Annotated in this window: 18 protein-coding genes; 5 read left to right on the top strand and 13 right to left on the bottom strand. The window is 41.1% G+C overall.

Translation table 11 applies throughout. The features are described 5' to 3' along the window. Window positions 1-9: 9 nt before the first annotated feature. From eutL to ACX9YW_RS05655, 11 genes are all read right to left on the bottom strand, one after another. Entirely contained in the window at window positions 10-663 is a 654-nt protein-coding gene (gene eutL, locus ACX9YW_RS05705) for an ethanolamine utilization microcompartment protein EutL (RefSeq protein ID WP_460343126.1), read from the bottom strand. A gap of 11 nt (window positions 664-674) precedes the next feature. After that, window positions 675-1,715, bottom strand: coding sequence for an ethanolamine ammonia-lyase subunit EutC (gene eutC, locus ACX9YW_RS05700; protein WP_460343123.1), 1,041 nt, complete (start codon window positions 1,713-1,715; stop codon window positions 675-677). Between the two features lies 1 nt (window position 1,716). After that, on the bottom strand, window positions 1,717-3,093 hold the full coding sequence (locus ACX9YW_RS05695) for an ethanolamine ammonia-lyase subunit EutB (RefSeq protein ID WP_460343120.1): 1,377 nt from the start codon (window positions 3,091-3,093) through the stop codon (window positions 1,717-1,719). A 27-nt stretch (window positions 3,094-3,120) separates the two neighbouring features. Beyond that, a complete protein-coding gene (locus tag ACX9YW_RS05690; RefSeq protein WP_460343246.1) occupies window positions 3,121-4,578 on the bottom strand; it encodes an ethanolamine ammonia-lyase reactivating factor EutA in 1,458 nt (485 codons plus the stop codon). A 358-nt stretch (window positions 4,579-4,936) separates the two neighbouring features. Further along, on the bottom strand, window positions 4,937-5,437 hold the full coding sequence (locus tag ACX9YW_RS05685) for a EutP/PduV family microcompartment system protein (RefSeq protein ID WP_460343117.1): 501 nt from the start codon (window positions 5,435-5,437) through the stop codon (window positions 4,937-4,939). Between the two features lie 15 nt (window positions 5,438-5,452). Next, complete coding sequence (gene eutS / locus ACX9YW_RS05680) at window positions 5,453-5,794, bottom strand: ethanolamine utilization microcompartment protein EutS (protein ID WP_460343114.1); 342 nt, start codon at window positions 5,792-5,794, stop codon at window positions 5,453-5,455. A 30-nt stretch (window positions 5,795-5,824) separates the two neighbouring features. Further along, window positions 5,825-7,081, bottom strand: a complete 1,257-nt coding sequence (eutH, locus tag ACX9YW_RS05675) for an ethanolamine utilization protein EutH (RefSeq protein WP_460343111.1) — start codon at window positions 7,079-7,081, stop codon at window positions 5,825-5,827. Window positions 7,082-7,282: 201 nt separating this feature from the next. Next, window positions 7,283-7,855 (bottom strand): ANTAR domain-containing response regulator, encoded by a 573-nt coding sequence (locus ACX9YW_RS05670; RefSeq protein ID WP_460343108.1) that lies wholly within the window; start codon window positions 7,853-7,855, stop codon window positions 7,283-7,285. A 1-nt stretch (window position 7,856) separates the two neighbouring features. Continuing rightward, window positions 7,857-9,281, bottom strand: coding sequence for a sensor histidine kinase (locus ACX9YW_RS05665; protein ID WP_460343105.1), 1,425 nt, complete (start codon window positions 9,279-9,281; stop codon window positions 7,857-7,859). 212 nt (window positions 9,282-9,493) lie between these two features. After that, window positions 9,494-11,353 (bottom strand): ABC transporter ATP-binding protein, encoded by a 1,860-nt coding sequence (locus ACX9YW_RS05660; RefSeq protein ID WP_460343102.1) that lies wholly within the window; start codon window positions 11,351-11,353, stop codon window positions 9,494-9,496. A gap of 1 nt (window position 11,354) precedes the next feature. Beyond that, complete coding sequence (locus ACX9YW_RS05655; RefSeq protein ID WP_460343099.1) at window positions 11,355-13,073, bottom strand: ABC transporter ATP-binding protein; 1,719 nt, start codon at window positions 13,071-13,073, stop codon at window positions 11,355-11,357. A 423-nt stretch (window positions 13,074-13,496) separates the two neighbouring features. Between ACX9YW_RS05655 and ACX9YW_RS05650 the strand changes: the two genes are divergently transcribed. Next, window positions 13,497-13,931: a hypothetical protein gene (locus ACX9YW_RS05650; RefSeq protein ID WP_460343096.1), complete on the top strand. Its 435-nt coding sequence runs from the start codon at window positions 13,497-13,499 to the stop codon at window positions 13,929-13,931. Further along, window positions 13,919-14,206: a YxcD family protein gene (locus ACX9YW_RS05645; RefSeq protein ID WP_460343093.1), complete on the top strand. Its 288-nt coding sequence runs from the start codon at window positions 13,919-13,921 to the stop codon at window positions 14,204-14,206. The genes ACX9YW_RS05650 and ACX9YW_RS05645 overlap by 13 nt, the downstream gene beginning before the upstream one ends. Before the next feature lie 132 nt (window positions 14,207-14,338). Here ACX9YW_RS05645 and ACX9YW_RS05640 read toward each other — a convergent pair whose 3' ends face one another. Both ACX9YW_RS05640 and ACX9YW_RS05635 read right to left on the bottom strand, forming a co-directional pair. After that, window positions 14,339-15,469: a DUF4030 domain-containing protein gene (locus ACX9YW_RS05640; protein ID WP_460343090.1), complete on the bottom strand. Its 1,131-nt coding sequence runs from the start codon at window positions 15,467-15,469 to the stop codon at window positions 14,339-14,341. Further along, window positions 15,459-16,037 carry an RNA polymerase sigma factor gene (locus tag ACX9YW_RS05635; protein ID WP_460343087.1) on the bottom strand — a complete coding sequence of 193 codons (579 nt, stop codon included), beginning with the start codon at window positions 16,035-16,037 and terminating at the stop codon, window positions 15,459-15,461. Before ACX9YW_RS05635 ends, ACX9YW_RS05640 begins: the two co-directional genes overlap by 11 nt. A gap of 218 nt (window positions 16,038-16,255) precedes the next feature. Between ACX9YW_RS05635 and ACX9YW_RS05630 the strand changes: the two genes are divergently transcribed. The 3 genes from ACX9YW_RS05630 to ACX9YW_RS05620 all read left to right on the top strand — a co-directional run bounded on the left by ACX9YW_RS05630 (window position 16,256) and on the right by ACX9YW_RS05620 (window position 18,769). Continuing rightward, entirely contained in the window at window positions 16,256-16,780 is a 525-nt protein-coding gene (locus ACX9YW_RS05630) for a sigma-70 family RNA polymerase sigma factor (protein ID WP_460343084.1), read from the top strand. Next, entirely contained in the window at window positions 16,773-17,711 is a 939-nt protein-coding gene (locus tag ACX9YW_RS05625) for a hypothetical protein (protein WP_460343081.1), read from the top strand. Before ACX9YW_RS05630 ends, ACX9YW_RS05625 begins: the two co-directional genes overlap by 8 nt. A 71-nt stretch (window positions 17,712-17,782) precedes the next feature. Then, window positions 17,783-18,769, top strand: a complete 987-nt coding sequence (locus tag ACX9YW_RS05620; protein WP_460343078.1) for a DL-endopeptidase inhibitor IseA family protein — start codon at window positions 17,783-17,785, stop codon at window positions 18,767-18,769. The last annotated feature ends 46 nt before the right edge of the window (window positions 18,770-18,815 follow it).

Below are 18,815 nucleotides of genomic sequence, written 5' to 3'. Positions count from 1 at the left end.
ATTGATGTATTAATATTTTGTTGGATTTTGGGCAATGTCTAAAATCGCCTCACGAAAAGCATCTGCAGCTGCCTGACAAGCGGATTGAGTTCCAGTCAGTAAGCCGCCACCAAAGTTGGTTTCAGATGGTGGTCCGAAAAACTTCACTAAGCGCACATCGGCTGCCTTTAAGGCTGCATCCAAACCATATACAGCTTCTAATGGCGGAGCAATCAGGTATGCTAACGGCTCGCCCACTTCAATTCCCGCTTCCTTTGACAGGTAAGAGCCTGTTCTTGAAACCACATGAGCATAAATGGCATGTGTTTTTTCAGGATTAAGTGCTTCAAAATAGGCATCTGATTCCGCCGTTTGCAACACTGCCTCCATCCCGCTCTTCACTTCATCGGGAGATGGTCCAGCAATAATCCCAATCATTTCTCCTGACAATGGACCTGATGCATGTCCTGAACCTGCATAGAACGAGCGGCCATAAACCACTTCTACATCAGCACGCTTGGTAGCCTCATCAAGAGCTGTATAGCCAATATCGTCAACCGTTGAGGTGAATATCGCTACGCTGCGATGATGTGAGGCAAGATTAAATTGCTTTGCTAAATCAGGGTCAACATTTGGAATTAATCGAACAGCCAATATTTCAGCATGAATTCGTTCTAAAGCCATATTCCTACCCCCTAGCCTTCCTTCTGAACTAGCGTCACGCCGCTAGCTTCATATTTTAATATCTTTTGAATAACAGTTCCTAGATAGGCCCCTGCTTCAACTGGCGGAATTCCGCCTTTATGAATATTGGAGATTACCATCCGGTCTGCTTCTATCGTTCCTTTGCGTGGCTCAAAGCATAAATAAGCACTTAAAGACTCAGCACTTACTAGTCCTGGACGCTCGCCAATTAATAAAACAACAACCTTTGGCTCTAAAAGCTCCCCAACATCATCCATAACGGCTACACGTCCCTTTTCAATATAAAAAGGAGTTCCTGTATCAATGCCTAGACTCTTCAATGATTGCTGAAGGGATAGATAAACGTCCTCGACATTTTCTTCAATCGCACTTGAGCTTAAGCCATCTGAAACAATAATTTGCACAGTTGGTGCTTTGCGACAGCTTTTGGAAATCATTTGCTTGCCCTCATCAGAAAGCTTTCTACCCAGGTCAGGACGGAGAATATAAGTCTCTTTATCATTCACCTGTGTATTTACTTTAAAAAGGTCAAGGCGCTTTAATAACTCTTCATTGACACTTCCATAAACCGCATCCACTGCTGCAGCATGATCGAAGCGGAACTTTAATAATGCGTTCGTCTTTGGACGTAGTCCCGCACGACCAATTCCAATTCGTGCCGGTGTTTTACTCATCAAATCCTTTAATTCTTCCGCATTATACGGGTTATGGATTCCGTTGCTATTTTTCGCTGCCTCAGGCTTACTAACCATGCTAACTTCCCTCTTAGTGGAAGTTGCCGGTGTTGAGCTGGTGTAACTACGTATTTGAATTAAATCGTTTGAACCCTTATCTGTTTTTGTATCTAGTAGGGAACTTGGACTAGATGTATGACTAGCTGATTTTCCACTAGAACTTTCTGCATGATTCCAAATCTTAACCGCTGGTTGTGATTCGGTATTAGACTCTACTTTTGTTGTTTCACTACTCTTTTGCTCATGGATCTTCTCCAAGATCATTTTGGTTACTTTTTCAACGAGTTCAGGATTCAAGTTAGTTCACTCCCCTCTTTGAAAAAATTGTTGGATCTCCTGCCATTTTACTTAGCTTGCCATTTTCGAAGATTCCCATTTTTTCAAGCCACTCGGCAAAGATTGGTGAAGGACGCTTATTCAAAGTTTGTCTTAATGTTGCAACATCATGATAGCTAAGTGACTGATAATTTAACATACAGTCATCACCCATCGGTGTAGCAATAACGAAATTGACGCCCGCAGCCGTTAACAACACTCCAAGGTCCTCAATATCATTTTGGTCTGCTTTAATATGGTTTGTATAACAAACATCCACACCCATTGGAAGGCCATGCATTTTACCCATGAAATGGTCTTCTAAACCGGCACGAATAACTTGTTTATTGTTATATAAATACTCTGGACCGATAAAGCCTACTACTGTGTTCACAATATATGGATCATAGTGACGGGCAAAACCGTAGTTACGAGATTCTAGAGTCATTTGGTCGATTCCAAAATGGGCTTCCGCTGAGAGCTCCGAGCCTTGTCCCGTCTCAAAATACAGACGTTGTGGGCCCGTACCAGTTCCTAATGACTTGGCCATCGCATTGGCCTCTTCTAATAAGGACGCGGAAATTCCGAATGAACGGTTTGCCGCTTCCGTACCCGCGATACTTTGGAAAATCATATCGGCTGGTGCTCCTTGCTCAATCGCCTTCATTTGAGCCGTTACATGGGCAAGAACACAGTTTTGCGTCGGCACTTCCCATTCATTGATAAAATTATGAGTCGCTTGAAGCAGGCGCTTCACACTCTCAACTGAGTCGTCTACAGGATTAATGCCAATGACAGCATCACCCATTCCGTAGGATAAGCCTTCTTTTAAAGAAGCAATCATCCCTTCAACATTATCGGTAGGGTGGTTCGGCTGTAGCCGTGAAGGAAGCGTTCCCTTGTAACCAATCGTAATATTACACTTTGTTAAAATTTCAATTTTATTAGCAGCGTGGATTAAATCCAAATTCGACATAATCTTTGCAACAGCGGCAATCATTTCGCTGTTTAGCCCTCTGCTCAATCGTTTTAAATCCTCGCCTGTTGTCGTGTCATCTAATATGTACTCACGAAGCTCGGCCACGGACCAATTTTTAATAGATTCGTAAACAGGTGTGTTAATTGTGCCCTCTATGATTCGAGAAACCTCATCCTCTTCTGGCGCTAGTAATGGATTCTCACGAATTTGAGAAAGCGTTAAATGACTTAATACTTCCTTTGCGGCAATCCGTTCCTGAACCGTTTCTGCCGCTAAGCCGGCTAAGCGGTCCCCTGATTTTTCTTCGTTTGCCTTCGCAAATAAATCCTTTAGGGACGAAAATTGATAGATCGTTCCTAAATAGTTTGTCTGCAGCTTCATATGGATGAAATCCTCCTTTCTGTAAATTCAATCTCCATGATGAAATGTTAAAGTCTTAATGACGACTGGAACGACATTGGTTTGTAAGAGGTTGCCAATATCGATATAATCGCCATGCTCAACGTTTATCTGGTCGATACAAATAATGCTTTGGGTTGGACTTTGTACTTTAATGGTTTGTCCCAATACTTTAGCATGATCACTCTCTAGTACGATAACGAGCGGTTGTTGCTTATTCGGCTTCAATTCAATAGCTAGGAGAATCGCCTCGGCTAACTTTTGTACATCCCGAAACCCTAAATAGGGCATATCCGTCAGATAAAGAGCAAAATTTTGTCCCTCTCGCTGCGGATCATAGATGTCCAAGGCTTGCTGTACACCAGATTTGATTCGTTCCAGTCCTTCCTCGAGCTGTTGTCCGAAAGAAATCCCATAAACCGGTAAATTCCGTAACGGTAGATCACTACTCTCAGCATGAATGGTCGCTCCACTGATTTCTGTCGTTTGAGTTCCGGCTCCTAGAACCGTGGCTCGAACGGTTTCTGTTGGTTTTACCCAAGTCCATTGCGTCAATTCCTTGCTATCCTTTAGAGAAGACGCCAACGTTTCCCCTATATCGTCATAATGGGCAACTTTCGGTGTCCCGAGCTCATATTGGTAAATGCATTCACTGATTCCACCTGAAAACATAATCGCATCAATGTCTTCATTCCAATCAGGAGCATGTCCTAGAAGTAATGGCTGATCGGTTGGTAACAGTTCACGCTTTAGCATCCTAGCAATCACAGCTGCCATGTAGTCAGTAAGCTTCCGAATCTCTGTTTGGTAACTATAGCGAAAACCACCCGCTTGAACGGTAGATCCCCACTGTTGAAACATTTGTTTGACAGGTGAAGAAATGCTCCGAATTTGGTTCTGCTCAAACTCTATTAATCTACCACCTATATGAAGGGTGCAGGTTCCACATAGCTTACCCGATTTATAGACGGCAACATTGGCTGTGCCTCCACCAATATCGATGTTGGCAATGACTCTTCCTGTTCTTTTGGAATACTCATAGGCACCTGAACCTTTGGCCGCAATGATGCCCTCTAAATCGGGTCCTGCTGTGGCAACGAGGAACTCCCCCGCCTTATCGGATAAGGTATGGACCATTTCCTGAGCATTTTGTTTTGTTGCCGTTTCACCCGTTATGATTACGGCTCCGGTTTGAATTTCATTTGGCTCGATTCCAGCCTTCCTATATTCCTTCGTAACCAATTCCTCTACCGCTTTGATATCGATTGTGGTCGCCGAGAGCAACGGTGTCCGATAAATCGGGCTGCGGTGCAGGATTTCCTTATTGACGATTTCAATTCGAGGCATATGCATTCCGCCTGCCATATTCATAAGCGAGAATCTACTAATTACGATTTTTGTGGTACTTGTCCCGATATCAATACCGGCACTTAGTATTTCCTCTCTTTGAGGCTCGTAGCGCTTGATCTCAATCACCTCAATCCAAAAACTAGGCTGTGTTTAATTTGACTGTTGATTTCCGCTACAGGCACTCGCTTTCCGCGGGGCGTCCGGTGAGCCTCCTCGTCGCTTCGCTCCTGCGGGGTCTCACCTTTGGCCGCTTCATCCCGCAGGAGTCGAGTGCCTTCCGCTTCAATCAACAGGTGCAAAAACAACATTATTCTTTAACACAGCCAAAAACTAAATAAAAAAAGGCACCTCATACTAGTTATCATATCGATGATAACTGTATAAGGCGCCTTTGCCTGATAGATTCACTTGTTCTCTATTAATATAGAATACGCTCTCAAATTTGTAAAGGATTTAAGGCCAATTGGAAAGTTTTTCAGACAAAAATGACGGTATCCTGAGCAACGGTTTTCGTATATTCTCTCATCTCTTCCAGTGAATGACATTTCACAAGGTCACGAATTTCCTGTAAGCCCTTTCCGCTAAAAGACGAACATACGACAATCGGTCCTTTCGGAATAACTTTTTTTAATCTATTAATAGCTTCCTCAACATCTGCCTGTTCGGAATCACATTTCGTGACGACTCCGATTGGCAGTTTATTAAGGCCAGTGCTAAAGCCAGGAGGAAAAATCGTCCGTTGCTTCGTGGCATCCTGTAAATATAAAACATGAGTCACTTCAAGAGCGGTGGCCATAATATTTTTATAGAAAAAAGGATTTTCCGTATATTCGCCAGGTGTATCGACAATCCAGTCATAATAGTTCAATGATTGGGTTTTCACGGCTTCAACTTTGCGCTCTAATAGCGCATTCGTTAGAGTGGATTTTCCTGCCCCAATTGAACCGATTAACATTGCTCTGTTCTTCCTTACCATATATACCTCGTCCCCTTAAGACTTTGTGATTTCTGCAGGTGTGTATCTTAACACTTCGGATAAGAAACGATTAATTTCTTCCATTGCCATTTGCACAGAGGAAACACTACCAACAATCACTAGACTTCCGGTAAAGCGGTCTAAAAATCCGATTTTTACATCAGCTGCTTTCGTTGCCAAATCCCCTGCAATAATAACTGTTTCACTCGGTGTTAAGGTTAGGATTCCCATCGCTCCAGCTTGCTGGATGCCAAGTTTCTCGAACATATCGGGATCAGGATTGGCGATTAAGTGGCTTAACGTTACTTGTTTCCCCGGTACGAACTCCTGAATAAATCGCTTTTTCTCTTCACTCATTTTATGGACCTCCTAGATGACTAGCATTGATTATACTGCTTTTTTTACATCTTTTTTAGGTAAGTATTCGTCCTTACCAATAATCCCAGCTTCACGATCTTTTTTCTCCAGTTCCAGTGCTTTAGGAACGGATAACCAATAAGCTAGACCAATCCCGATGGCACCTGCAGAAAGTTTTCCAATCATAATTGGTAAAATTAATGTCGGTTGGAAGTTTGCTGTAAAGGACAGATGATCACCTAATAGGAAAGCTGCACAAACAGCAAAAGCAATATTGATGACCTTATCCTTCGGCGGCATCGTTTTAACCAATTTAAACATGGCAAGAATATTGGCGATAGTCGCCACAAGTCCTGCACTACCTTCTTTACTTAAACCAAGCTTACGACCAAATGCTTCCAAAGGTCCGCCTGCATATTTTTGCAGTAAGTAAACCATTGGGAAAGCCCCTGCTAACATGATCCCGATGTAACCAGCTGTTTCTAAGGCACGGAATTGATCCTTCGCATCCGCCATAATCGGGTCAAAGCCCCAACTACCGAACACATTCGAAAATAGACCAGTAAAGATTTCCACAATTGAGAATACAAGAACAAGCTTAATCGCAGCATCCATGATGCGACCAAACCACATAAACGCCTTAATCATAAAATCAGGTAGGAAATAAAGTCCAGCTGCTAGCACAACCACAAAGATTAATAGTGGAGTTAAGTTTAATAGAATTTGTCCATACCCAAGGGCGAATTGATATTTTGCCTCTCCGGATGTATTGATAAAATCACGGAATGTTGAACTTGAAAGAGTAATAAGCGTACTAGAAATAAGTGCACCAAATGGAATCGTTAAAATTCCAGCCATAACGCCAAGTGCCATATATTTATGGTCACGTTTGTCTAGCATGGCTAGACCCATAGGAATCGAGAATACGATGGTTGCTCCAGCCATGAAACCAACGATCATCGCCATGATCCAACCCTCTTGCGTTTGCTTTAACACCTCTGCTAATTGATAACCACCCATATCGGTTGCCAGAATAGAGGTTGCCGCAAGTGCTGGGTCTGCACCAATTGCTGCAAAGAATGGACCACAAACCTTGTCAATAAACCATGATAAATACGGTATCGATGCCATAATCCCTGCAGCAGGAACGAAAATATGACCGACCGCATGTAAACCTTCCATAAATTGGGCACCTAGCCCATCATCACTGTTACGAATAGCTGCTATTGCCCCTATAACCGCACAGGTCATGATAATGTAGATAACTATATTACCTATCATTTCCATTGTTAATACCCCTCCTTGAATCTATTTATATATTAAACGGAAAATGAACGTTCCTACTAGTGGAAGACCTTACCAACTGAGAGTGAGAAACATAAGAAATTGGTCCTCATCAACCCTAAAAAAGACAAAAAGGTGCCGTGCGGTATTAGTTGGACTAAAACCGCAGAGCACCTTTGCCCGGCCTATTCACTTGTATAAGAATTAAGCATTATATTTTAATATAATTTGCTTCGCCACATTTTCCAGAGTAACCTGTTTGTTCATACTGATTTTTCGCATTTTCTTAAAGGCATCATCTTCAGGTAAGTTAAATTTCTTCATGATAATCCCTTTTGCTTTTTCAATTGTCTTTCTCTCTGCAAGTTGCATGTTCATGATTTCTACTTGCTCACGATAAGCTTTTGCGTTTTCAGCCTGTTGCAAGGCGATTTCAACTGCAGGTATTAAGTTCACTTCCGAAATCGGCTTAACTAGGTACCCGACAATATTAGATTGCTTTGCTTTATCGATATATTCCTTTTGACTATAGGCGGTTAAAAGGAGGATGGGGATATTCGTTCGATTTGAAATAATTTCACTAGCCTTGAGACCATTTAATTTTGGCATTTTGATATCCATGATGATTAAATCTGGGTTAAGCGAAAAAGCTAGTTCAATGGCTTTTTCCCCGTCACCCACTTGGGCTATTACTTCGAAACCAGCATCCTCTAACATCATTGAAACATCTAGACGGACGATAGATTCATCCTCAACGACAATTATTCGTTTTTTCATGCTATCTCATCTCCCTTTCCATCGGGAATGTTACTTTAGCAATCGTTCCTGCTTCGAGTGGACCAATATAGAAATTTCCAGACAAATCATGTTCAATCATCATTTTAACAATATCGAGACCTAAGGATGACTTCGCATTAGGCGAGTAACCAGCTCCATTATCAATGACTTGAACCGTAATATGCTGATTTGTTTTTTGAAAATAAACGTCTATTCTACCTTCTGTTTTCGAATCGAAGGCGTGTTTCACACAATTTTGAATGAGCTCGTTCACGACTAATGCCAATGAAACAGCTTTATTGGAAGGAATCATAAGCCTTTCCCCAGAGTAATCAATCACAATTCTTTTATTCTCATGCCCTGCTTCATAAACGAGCATATTGCCAATCTTTTCGATTAGGCTATAAATATCAATTTCGTCCACATTTTCATTCGATAGAATAATTTCATAGACGGAGGCAATACTGGTAATTCGATTTAAGCTTTCGACGAAATGGACCTTACTTTCCTCCGGTAATCCTCTCCGCATTTGTAGTCTTAATAGACTAGCTACGGTTTGAAGATTATTTTTTACCCGGTGATGGATCTCGCGGATGGCAACTGATTTAACAATCAATTCTCGCTCCTTCTCTCGAAGCTCGGTCACGTTTTTGAGAATAATAAAGGTGCCATTCGTCTTTTCCTGTTGACCAAGTTTTATTTTTTTCACTTGGAGAACCTTATGGTGAATCTTGATTTCCTGTACTAGTAATTCTTCAGAATCTTGAAGAATTCCTGCTAAAATAGGAAAATAGTTGGTTAGTAATTCCCCTTCACTACAGCCCTTTACTCCTATTTCTTCTACTAAGTTGGTGGCTGCCGGATTTTTATAGAGGATTCTTCCATCATGGTCTATAAGGAATAAGGAATCTTCAATGACTTCAGAAATAATCGGCCTATTTTCCGTTATCCCAATAAGGATTTCACTAAGCGTTTCGGTCGCTTCTGACAACGCTTCCATTTTTTTCTGTCGCAAAAGCTGGTCACTGACATCCTTTTCCATGATGAGCGTCCCAATAATTTTATTTTGAGCACCTTTGATGGGGACAACACTTTGATCAACCGTTCTCCCTTCTTGTGTTAAGGCTCTATTAAGAAACATTGGTTTTCCAGTTCTTAATGTATAAAAGACAGAGGGTTCAAATGCCTCATAAGCAAATTTACCAACGACAGGTTTTTTATAAACGGATTTAGCTGTTGTTGGGATTGCTTCTGCGACAACAATCGCATGCCTTCCCTCTTTTGTCGGGCAATCCACAAACACATTTGCTTTATTTAAGTCAGCAATTAAAGGCAATTGGATGGAGATTTCTTTAATTCTTTGAACATCCTCCTCCGATAGATTTGTATGTAATCTACAAAGTTCTTCCACAGAGTTGTAATTCATTGATGTAAGTCTCCTGTTCAGATATTCAAGGAAAAGAAAGGTAATGCGGTGAAAAGTTCGCATTAGTATTATCTTAATGAGAATAATTGTAGGTGATGTTTAAATGGGTAGTCAAGTATCTTTTACTGGAAGAGGCGTTAACCATCGATGAGTTAACGCCTTTGGTATGTTTAGGTAATATTTATTTTAGTTGTGCGAATTTCACTCCGATTCTAGCAATTGCCAACATTCTGCAATGCCTGATATTGATTGGAAATCATCGCATAATAGATTCCATGCTCGGCCATAAGCTCTTCGTGATTCCCTTTTTCAGCAATTGCTCCGCCCTGGATAACCATGATTGTATCGGCATCGCGAATCGTATTCAATCGATGAGCAATAATAAAACTCGTTCGCCCCTTCATCACTTTCCCGAGGGCATCTTGAATATGAAGCTCGGTGCGGGTATCAATGCTACTCGTTGCCTCATCCAAAATCAACAAAGCTGGCTGGCTAAGAATCACTCTTGCGATGGCCAATAGTTGTTTTTGCCCATGGCTTAGATTACCGCCATTTTCAGATAGGACTGTTTCGTAGCCTTTAGGCAAACGATTAATAAAAAGATCAGCATTTGCCATTCTTGCGGCGGCATAGACTTCCTCATTCGTCGCATCCGGCTTGCCGTATTTAATGTTTTCCATGATAGTTCCGGAAAACAAATAGGTGTCTTGCAGTACAATTCCAAAGCATTTCCGCAAGCTTTCTCTTGTATATTCGCGAATATCGCGACCATCAATAAAGATTTGCCCTTCCGTCACATCATAAAATCTGGTCAATAGATTGACAATCGTCGTTTTTCCAGCACCAGTCGGTCCAATCAACGCTGTGCTGCTGCCAACCTCCGACTTAAAGCTGACATTTTTTAAAATCGGTACATCAGCACGGTAGCCAAAGCTCACATTCTTAAATTCAACAACGCCCTTAGGATTGACAAGTGGAATCGCATCTGGGTGGTCCTTCGGTTCTTCCTCTCCATCAAGAATTTCAAAAACCCGTTCCGCCCCCGCAATTCCCGATTGCAGGATATTAAATATGTTAGCTAAATCGTTTAGTGGCCTGACAAATTGGCGCGAGTAGGTAATGAAACTGGCAATGACCCCAATCGTAATCAGATCTTTAACGGCCAAATAACCACCGACAACGGCCAAAATCGTAAAGCCAAAGTTATTGATGACGTTCATGATGGGCATGAGAAAACCGGATGCTATCTGTGCCTTTGTTCCCACCCTGCGCAGTCTGGTATTCATTTCTTCGAATTCAGCAATCGCTTTTTCTTGGTGGTTAAACGCCTTTACCACTTCTAGACCCGAAATCGTTTCTTCGATATGGCCATTTAGCATCCCTAATTCCTTCTGCTGGTTTCTAAATAGCACCCTAGTTCGTTTGGCAATTGATTTTGTTAGTAAAAATACTAATGGCACTGTCACAAGAGTGGCGATCGTCAAAATGGGACTCAAAACAATCATCATTATCAGTGAACCAAGAATCACAATTGAACCAGACATTAATTGGGTGGTTGTCTGCGAGATGGTATTACTTACATTATCAATGTCATTCGTTAACCGACTCATCATCTCTCCATGAGTACGAGAATCAAAGAAAGAGACGGGAAGCTTCTGCAGTTTTTGAAATAGATGTGTCCGAAGCCTTTTCACAATCCGTTGCGCCACCCCTGCCATCATCCAGCCTTGCGAAAGGTTCAAAAAGGTACTGGAAAGATAGGCGATTAATAGGGAAATCACCGTCACATGAAGCAACCCAAAATCAACCTTTTCCCCTAAAGACATGGCGTCGACTGCTTTCCCAATGAAGAAAGGTGCGGATAGAACAATCACAGAATCTATTAAAATAAAGAAAAACACTGTCGCTAATAGCTTTCTCTCTTTGCCAAAATAGGACCACAGTCGTTTAATCGTTCCCTTGAAGTCTCTAGGTTTAACTATATTGCCACGAAAACGAGCTGCCCCACCAACTGGGCGACCTGGAATTGGTGGCAGGTTTTCCCTTTGCTCTTGGTTTGTTTTTTCAGCCATCCTAGAGCACCTCCTTACCGAACTGCGATTGGTAGATTTCTTGATAAGTTGGGCAATTTGTTACTAAATCCACATGCTTGCCATTTCCGACGATTTCCCCATCATCTAACACAATAATTCGGTCGGCATCAATGACTGATGAGATCCGTTGGGCAATAAGAAGGCTGGTTAATCCTTCGGCATATTTTTTCAAAGATGCTTTAATTCTTGCCTCCGTTGCCACGTCTACGGCACTAGTACTGTCATCGAGAATTAATATTTCCGGTTTCTTAATAAGTGCCCTTGCGATCGACATCCTCTGTTTCTGACCACCGGAGAAATTGACCCCACCCTGTCCAATTCGTGTTTCATAACCTTCCGGGGATTCGCTAATAAAGCCATGGGCATCGGCGATTTTCGCCGCTAATTCGATTTCTTCTTGGGTGGCGTCTTCACGACCCCAGCGGATATTTTCGATAACGGTCCCAGTAAATAAGGTTGCTTTTTGAGGGACGATGGCGACCATTTCCCTTAATGCCTTTGGATTAATCTCGCTAATATCTTCCCCATTGATTTTAATTTTACCAGTGGTAATATCATAGAAACGCGGAATCAGTCCTACGAGGCTGCTCTTTCCTGATCCAGTGGAGCCGATAATGCCGACGGTTTCGCCTGGCATACAGGTGAAGGAAATGTTTTTCAGGACTGGATCTCCTGACGCCCCCTCATAAGAAAAGGAAACATTTTCAAAGTCAATTCTGCCACCTTTTATAGTTGTGTCATGCTGCCAAGTCATGTCATCTACTTCGGCTAAAACCTCGCCAATTCGACCTACCGAGGTTTTTGCGCGAACAAACATGTTAAACACCATGGTAATCATCATTAATGAGAATAGAATTTGCGTCATATAGTTGGTAAAGGCAATGACATGACCGACTTGAATCGTTCCCTTGTCCACTCCGTAGCCTCCGAACCAAAGAACGGCTACAATTCCTAGGTTCATGACCAGCATAATAAATGGCGTAATCGACGCAATGACGCGTGAAACGGCTACCGATTTATCCTGCAATTCCTCATTAAAACCACTGAATTTATTCATCTCATAATCAAACCGGTTGAATGCTTTTACGACTCGCACGCCTGATAAATACTCACGCATGACGCCATTTACTTTATCTAGAGCTTGTTGCACTTTTGCAAAAAGCGGCAAGCTCATTTTCATATTGAAAATAATGAGGGTTGCCACCATTGGCACCACGATAGCTAAAACGATTGATAGATGAATGTTTAGTCTTGTCGCCATGATTAACCCGCCGATGGCTAATAGCGGGGCTTTGACGAAAATTCGCATCAAGCCATTCATAAACATTTGTACTTGCGATACATCATTCGTTAATCTCGTAATCAACGAGGCCCGGTCAAAACGGTTGATATTTTTAAATGAGAGATGTTGGATTTTTCGGAAAAGGTCGGAGCGCAATTCCGAGCCAAAGTTTTGCGACGTAATACTAGCGACAATACTTCTCGTAGACGCTGCCATTGCCCCGAGTAAAGTGACGCCCATCATGACCGCTCCCATTTTAAAAACATAATCCAAATCCCGGTTGACGACCCCAACATCAACAATCTTCGCCATAATCGTCGGCTGCAGCAAGTCACAAACTGCCTCCAGCGTCAAAAACAACACCGCCACACTAAACGGCTTCCAATAACTTTTTAGATACTTCTGAAAATTCCCCATATGCATTCCCCAATCCTTAGCAACACTAAATATATAATAGAATATAACATAAATTGTGGTGACAGGCACCAACCTCCTAATTTCTCCCAATCCATCAAAACAGTTGACTGCTTTTGCAAGTTATATTAAAATATAATTACAGTTTAATCACTGTGCTTATGTAACTCCAAAGGGGAGTAGCTGACAGTTATGTCGTCATTACGTGGTCTATCGGCCACCGGCTTAACTGGCAACTTTGATGTTGTTTGCGAGACCTTTGCCATATTGGTAAAGGGATAATTATGCGATTAATAGGCCTTTACCAACTTATGGTGAAGGTCTTTTTATTTGATATACAGGAGTTGAGCATGGCGATTTAACTTGTAAGAGGTTTTCCAATTGAACATGGCAACCAAAACTAAAATATATTGGAGGAAATAAGACATGAAAAAACTATTTGCCGCTTTACTTACCGCATCACTTATCTTTTCACCACTTGGTAGCGTTGTATTCCAGGATCACACAAATACTGTTGAGGCAAAAGGCTATAAGTCTGGTAAAAGAAGTTTTAACAACAACAACAGCACCAATAATAATTCTATTTTCCAACAAAAAAAGAGTACCTCGACGACCAAGAGCCCGTCATTATTTTCTTCTAATAAGAAGAAGTCCGGAGGCTTTATGAAAGGTCTTATGGTTGGTGGTTTAGCTGGACTATTATTTGGTAGTTTATTTGCGAACATGGGATTCCTCGGTTCCATTCTTGGCTTCCTGATTAATATGATTGCCATCGTCTTCTTAATTTCAATTATTCGCAAAGTTTATGTCATGTACAAAAACAAAAAGCGCCGTGAGGATTCGAATCCATGGGCAAGGTAATCATCTCCGAGCAAGATATCATTAATGCGGTTTGCGTTTATATTGCTCAGAAAAAGCAAATTAGACCTGAAGAAGTAGAAGTCGAATTAATGTACGACGATGACTACGGCTTTTCAGCAGAGGCATACGTTGGCGAAAGGAAACAGGTTTTGATTACCCAAAACATTATCGAAGCACTGCGTTTGTGGTTAGCTGAATACATGAACAGAGACCCATATGTCGGAATCCAGCTAGAACTTGATGATGAGGAAGGGATCATTGCAGTTACTAGTTAATGGTGCTTAACGGTGCCTGTCACCAATATCCTAATTTTTACCAAAAAAGGCGTAGAGAATGGTTCTCTACGCCTTTTTTAGTGATTTTTTTTATGTTGGATTGGTGGCCACAAGATATATCATCCAAAAGGTTTACTCCAAGCCGTTACTTTTGATGATCCGCAGTTTTTCTTTTTGCTTTTTGCTGTGGATGACAATTTCGTATTGGTCGTTTTGGATGGTGTTCAATGCCTCTTTAGATTGAAGGAATTCGCGGACTGTTCTTTCGATTTTCTCTAAAGTTTCCTCTTTATCAATATCATCAGGTGAAATGGTTGTAGCTACCGAAATATAGAAACGGTCTTTATATTTATTTGTATAGCCGACTGTTTTGACTTTGTATTCCTTTTTCCCCACCAGCCCTTCGGTGATGGCATGGTATAGAGGTAGGAAACGTTCTTCTCTATCCACTAAGGTTGGATCATATAGATACACTTTCACTTTATAGCCTGATAGCCCCTCTTGCTCTAACTTCTCGATGATACTAGCTTTCATTTCTTCTACCCTTGTCTCGGTATTTGGAATATAGTTTAAATCAATCCGTCCCTTGCTAACTCCCACACCGCCTTTGTCATAGCCAAACCTTGCTAAAACCTCATAAACAGATTCGGAAACCTGGTCTAGCTCTGCAGATAATTCTTTATTTCTTTCTTCAGCTTCTTGAAACTTCCGCAGAAGTTCTGCCTCTTCAGGACTAACCCCATGCGTAACCTTTATTGAATAAGCATCATAATTTTTATCGTTTAATATCCCCCTGATTAATTCTTCGGTTGGTTGCTTCACTGTTTGATAGTAGCTCTTAGGCCCTTCAATATTAACAGTAATATCTTTATCTGGAATATCAACCCTTAATTGCCGATAGGTGATTTTCTTCGCCTTAAGGGCCTTTTCAATTTCTTCGTGCAGTGGTTTCGATTTAAAGATTAGGTTGAGATAGGGAATCTCAGAGGCAATCTCAGCGACAGCCGGCGATACAAAAGCTGCGCCAACAAATAGACAACAAGCAGCTACTAAGGATGACGATAGACCGATTAGTCGGTTTTTCTTCTTCTTCTTCAATCGTTGTTGAAAAAGTAGCCAATCATGCTCGGTTCGTTCTTCCACCTCCTTGTTCATGTCTCCATTCTGATAACGACCTGGCAGTTCTTTTAAAAATTGATCCAACGAGCTAGGAATCTGTAAATCCTCCAAAGATTTAATCTGGTCTTCTTTTCTATATTCCATGCGTCTTTACCTCCTGAATTAAGGCTTGCGATTCCTTTAAGATTTCCCTAAGCTGCTGTTTGCCACGTTTCATTCTTGTTTTCACGGTGTTAAGATTTTCACCAAGAATCAGGGCAATGTCAGCAACCGCCAAGTCTTCGTAATAATGTAAAAACAGTGGTAAACTTTGCTCTCTTTTTAATTTTAAAATTTTGCTCAACATTTCCTGCTTTGTTTCTTTTTTTATGGCTAGTTGCTGGGCGGATTGATAGCTCATATTAAGCTGTGCTTCGCAATCAGCATCGATATCATTTTGTAAGTGGCGATTGATTTTACGATAAATATCAATCGACCTTGAATAAACAAGACTAAGAAACCATGCTTTAAAATTGGGCATCTCTTTATTTTTCATAATGCTTAAATAAGCTCCTTCTAACGCATTTTGGAGTGCATCTTCGGCGTGCTCCTTGGATCTCAGTATTAAAAACGCTTTTTTGTAGGCAGTCGGAAGCAAATCTTTTACCAGATAGGTAAACGCCTCTGATTCTCCCATCCTTATTTGTTGCAATAACTCCTGTTCCTTCTTCAACGTTGGACCTCCTTCTAACAAGCTGTTCTATAAATATAAACGAATCCAATAGAAGGTTTGGTTTCAGTTTGGGTTCATTTTTTTTTGTATCTCGTAAAAAAATGCTAATTTCTATAGAATACTATCGCATTGATGTTGAAAGTTTTAAAATTATTAAGCCAAATACATAGGTCATCCGTCTAATGGTTGAAGTCGCAAAGATAAAGGAGTTAGTAGTGATGAATACAGTGGAACTTGTAAAAGCCGCCCAAGGGGGTGATGATGCTGCCTTTCTGGAGCTATTTCAAAGGTATGAAGTAGATATCTATCGGACGGCATATGTTTTTTTGAAAAATAAAGAAGACGCCCTCGATGTTGTCCAGGAAACAGCCTATAGGTCTTTTAAACACATTGGCACATTGAATCATCCGCCTTTTTTCAAAACGTGGCTCATCAAAATTGCGATGAGTTGTGCAACCGATTTGTTAAGAAAGCAAAAGAAGGTTATCTACTTAAAACCGGATTATACCGAATGGCTTGGAGCACAGGATGAGGATCTAAGCTTATCCATCACCTTAAAGGATTTAGTAGAGATGTTGACCGACGAGGAGAAACATATCGTTCTCTTAAAATACTATTACTCTCATACATTTAGTGAAATCGCGGAGATTTTGGAAATTCCGTTAGGCACTGTTAAGTCGATAGTGTACCGTTCGTTAGATAAGCTGAGAAAACAAGGAAAGGGAGTTGGAATTCGTGGCTAATCAAATTCGAAACGAGATGGAGAAGATTGAAATTCCACAAGAATTACGAGAAAGAGCCATTTTGGGTGTGAATCAGGCAAAACAGGAAATGAATCACGTACCTAAGAAAAAAAATAAGGTGCCTCTAATTGCTGTTGCAGCCGCGATAATCCTTTTAACCGGTTCGGCGATTGCGCAGGGAGGAACCACGAATCTAGTCAATGCTGGCCAAACCTTGATTAGCCAGATATTCAGTTCTGAAGAAAATGTAAAAAAAGTCGACCCCGTCGCGACATCTGTCGAGTTACTAAAATTCGAACAGCATCTAGCTCTAGCCGAACAGGTATTAACCGAAGCCGAGTTCAGCCATTATCGCAAGCTTTGGCAGGAACTTAGTCCATTAGTCGAAAAAATGAATGTGATGGAAAATGGCGTTAAAACGCAGAATATCAAGCACTTAACGAAGGCGGAACAAACGAGGCTCGGAGAGATTCAAGCGGAACTTGAACCATATGAAAAAATCATTACAAACGAAACGAGCTTTTCGATGGAAGAGGCGAAGTCGATTGCACATTATCCCATTCAATTCCCAACCTATGTACCTAAAGGTTATCAATTAGTTTTCGCAAAGGCTAACACAGATGAAGGAAGTCCCACAGAAAACCCCGTTGTGCAAATGGAGTATCTAAGCGGCGAGTTTGGCTTTAGAATGTTCATTCTTTCAAACGAAACAGAAGATGAAGTTTCGAGGCGCTCGTTTGAAAGGGTGGACTCATATTCTTATAAAGGTTATTCCCTTGATTACGCTCATTCATCTGACACAAATGTTAGCGGCATGAGGATTTCGGTACCAGAGAAAGGGCAACAGTCAGCTTATAAAATAGTTATGATTGCTGATATTTTACCAAAAGAAGAAATGGAAAAAATTATTTTGTCCGTTGTGGAAAAATAATCCTAACCTTGCAACCTTTTTCTTGTTGCCTCGTCTATTTTTGTGTCAAAAATATTGGAGGTAATGATGATATGAAAACAAATAAATTAGTTCTTTCCGGTTTAGCTTTATCGATTTTGTTCTCACCGATTTATTCTAACCCAACCGTCTCAAAGGCTGCTGAGGCTAACCAGTACACGATCTCGGCAAGTAAGCAAAAGAACGAAGTGGTTTTAACAAAGGCTCAAATTGTAAAGCTTGCCGCGGACTATGCGTCTGCCCACAGCTATGTCCAGCGAGGTGGAGATTATAAGGATGGCGAATACAAAACGTTTACTCAAAACGGTAAGGTCTATCGCTATCTTGCAAGCGACATTGATACGAAGGGTGAACTTCTTGCTCTATTAAAGAAATCCTTAACACCTAAGGAAGCGGAAAACTTTTTCGCCGCTCAAGCATTCATCCAGAAGAATGGAAAGTTGGCTCAATTAGAGGCAGATGGCGGCTCGTTATTAAAATGGGCAAAAGCGACAGTCACTTTTGTCAAAGCCGATAAAAAAACGAATGTTTATCAGTTGAGCGTTCCGGTTGGTGAAACCGCTGAAACGGCCCTATACCAAGTGGAACTTCAAAAAATCAACAGCAAGGAATGGAGAATTAGCAAGATTCCTTACGCGGTAAAAACGACTCAAGAGATTCAAGTTAAAAATCATCAGTTAAGTTTACCTGTCGAATTAAAAATTAATACCGGATTGGATTCATTTACTTTTTCAGATAAAGGTAAGTTTGTCGGTGGATTGGATGTTTTAACCTACAATTCACAAACGCAAAAAATTCAAAACCTACTCCCAAATCATTCAAAAATGATTGACCAAAACGAGTTAAAAGGCTATGCATTCCCGGTCGTTGCCGTGAATTTAGAAATCCAATCCATCGCCAAAAACGGCAAAACAGAAACGGTCAAACAAACCCACTACTACATCATCGACCAAAAACAAAACCTAGCCTTCGACCTCTACATCATCAAAGGCAGCCTAAAAGAAACACAAATCGAAGCGATTTTGAAAAGCTTTAAATAAGTTAGTTTACCATAACGGTGACAGGCACCAAGTTTACCATAACGGT

This window comes from Pseudoneobacillus rhizolycopersici, from assembly GCF_054786815.1.
Note: the sequence above shows the minus strand (reverse complement) of the source record. Positions and strands in the feature narration are given on the sequence as shown.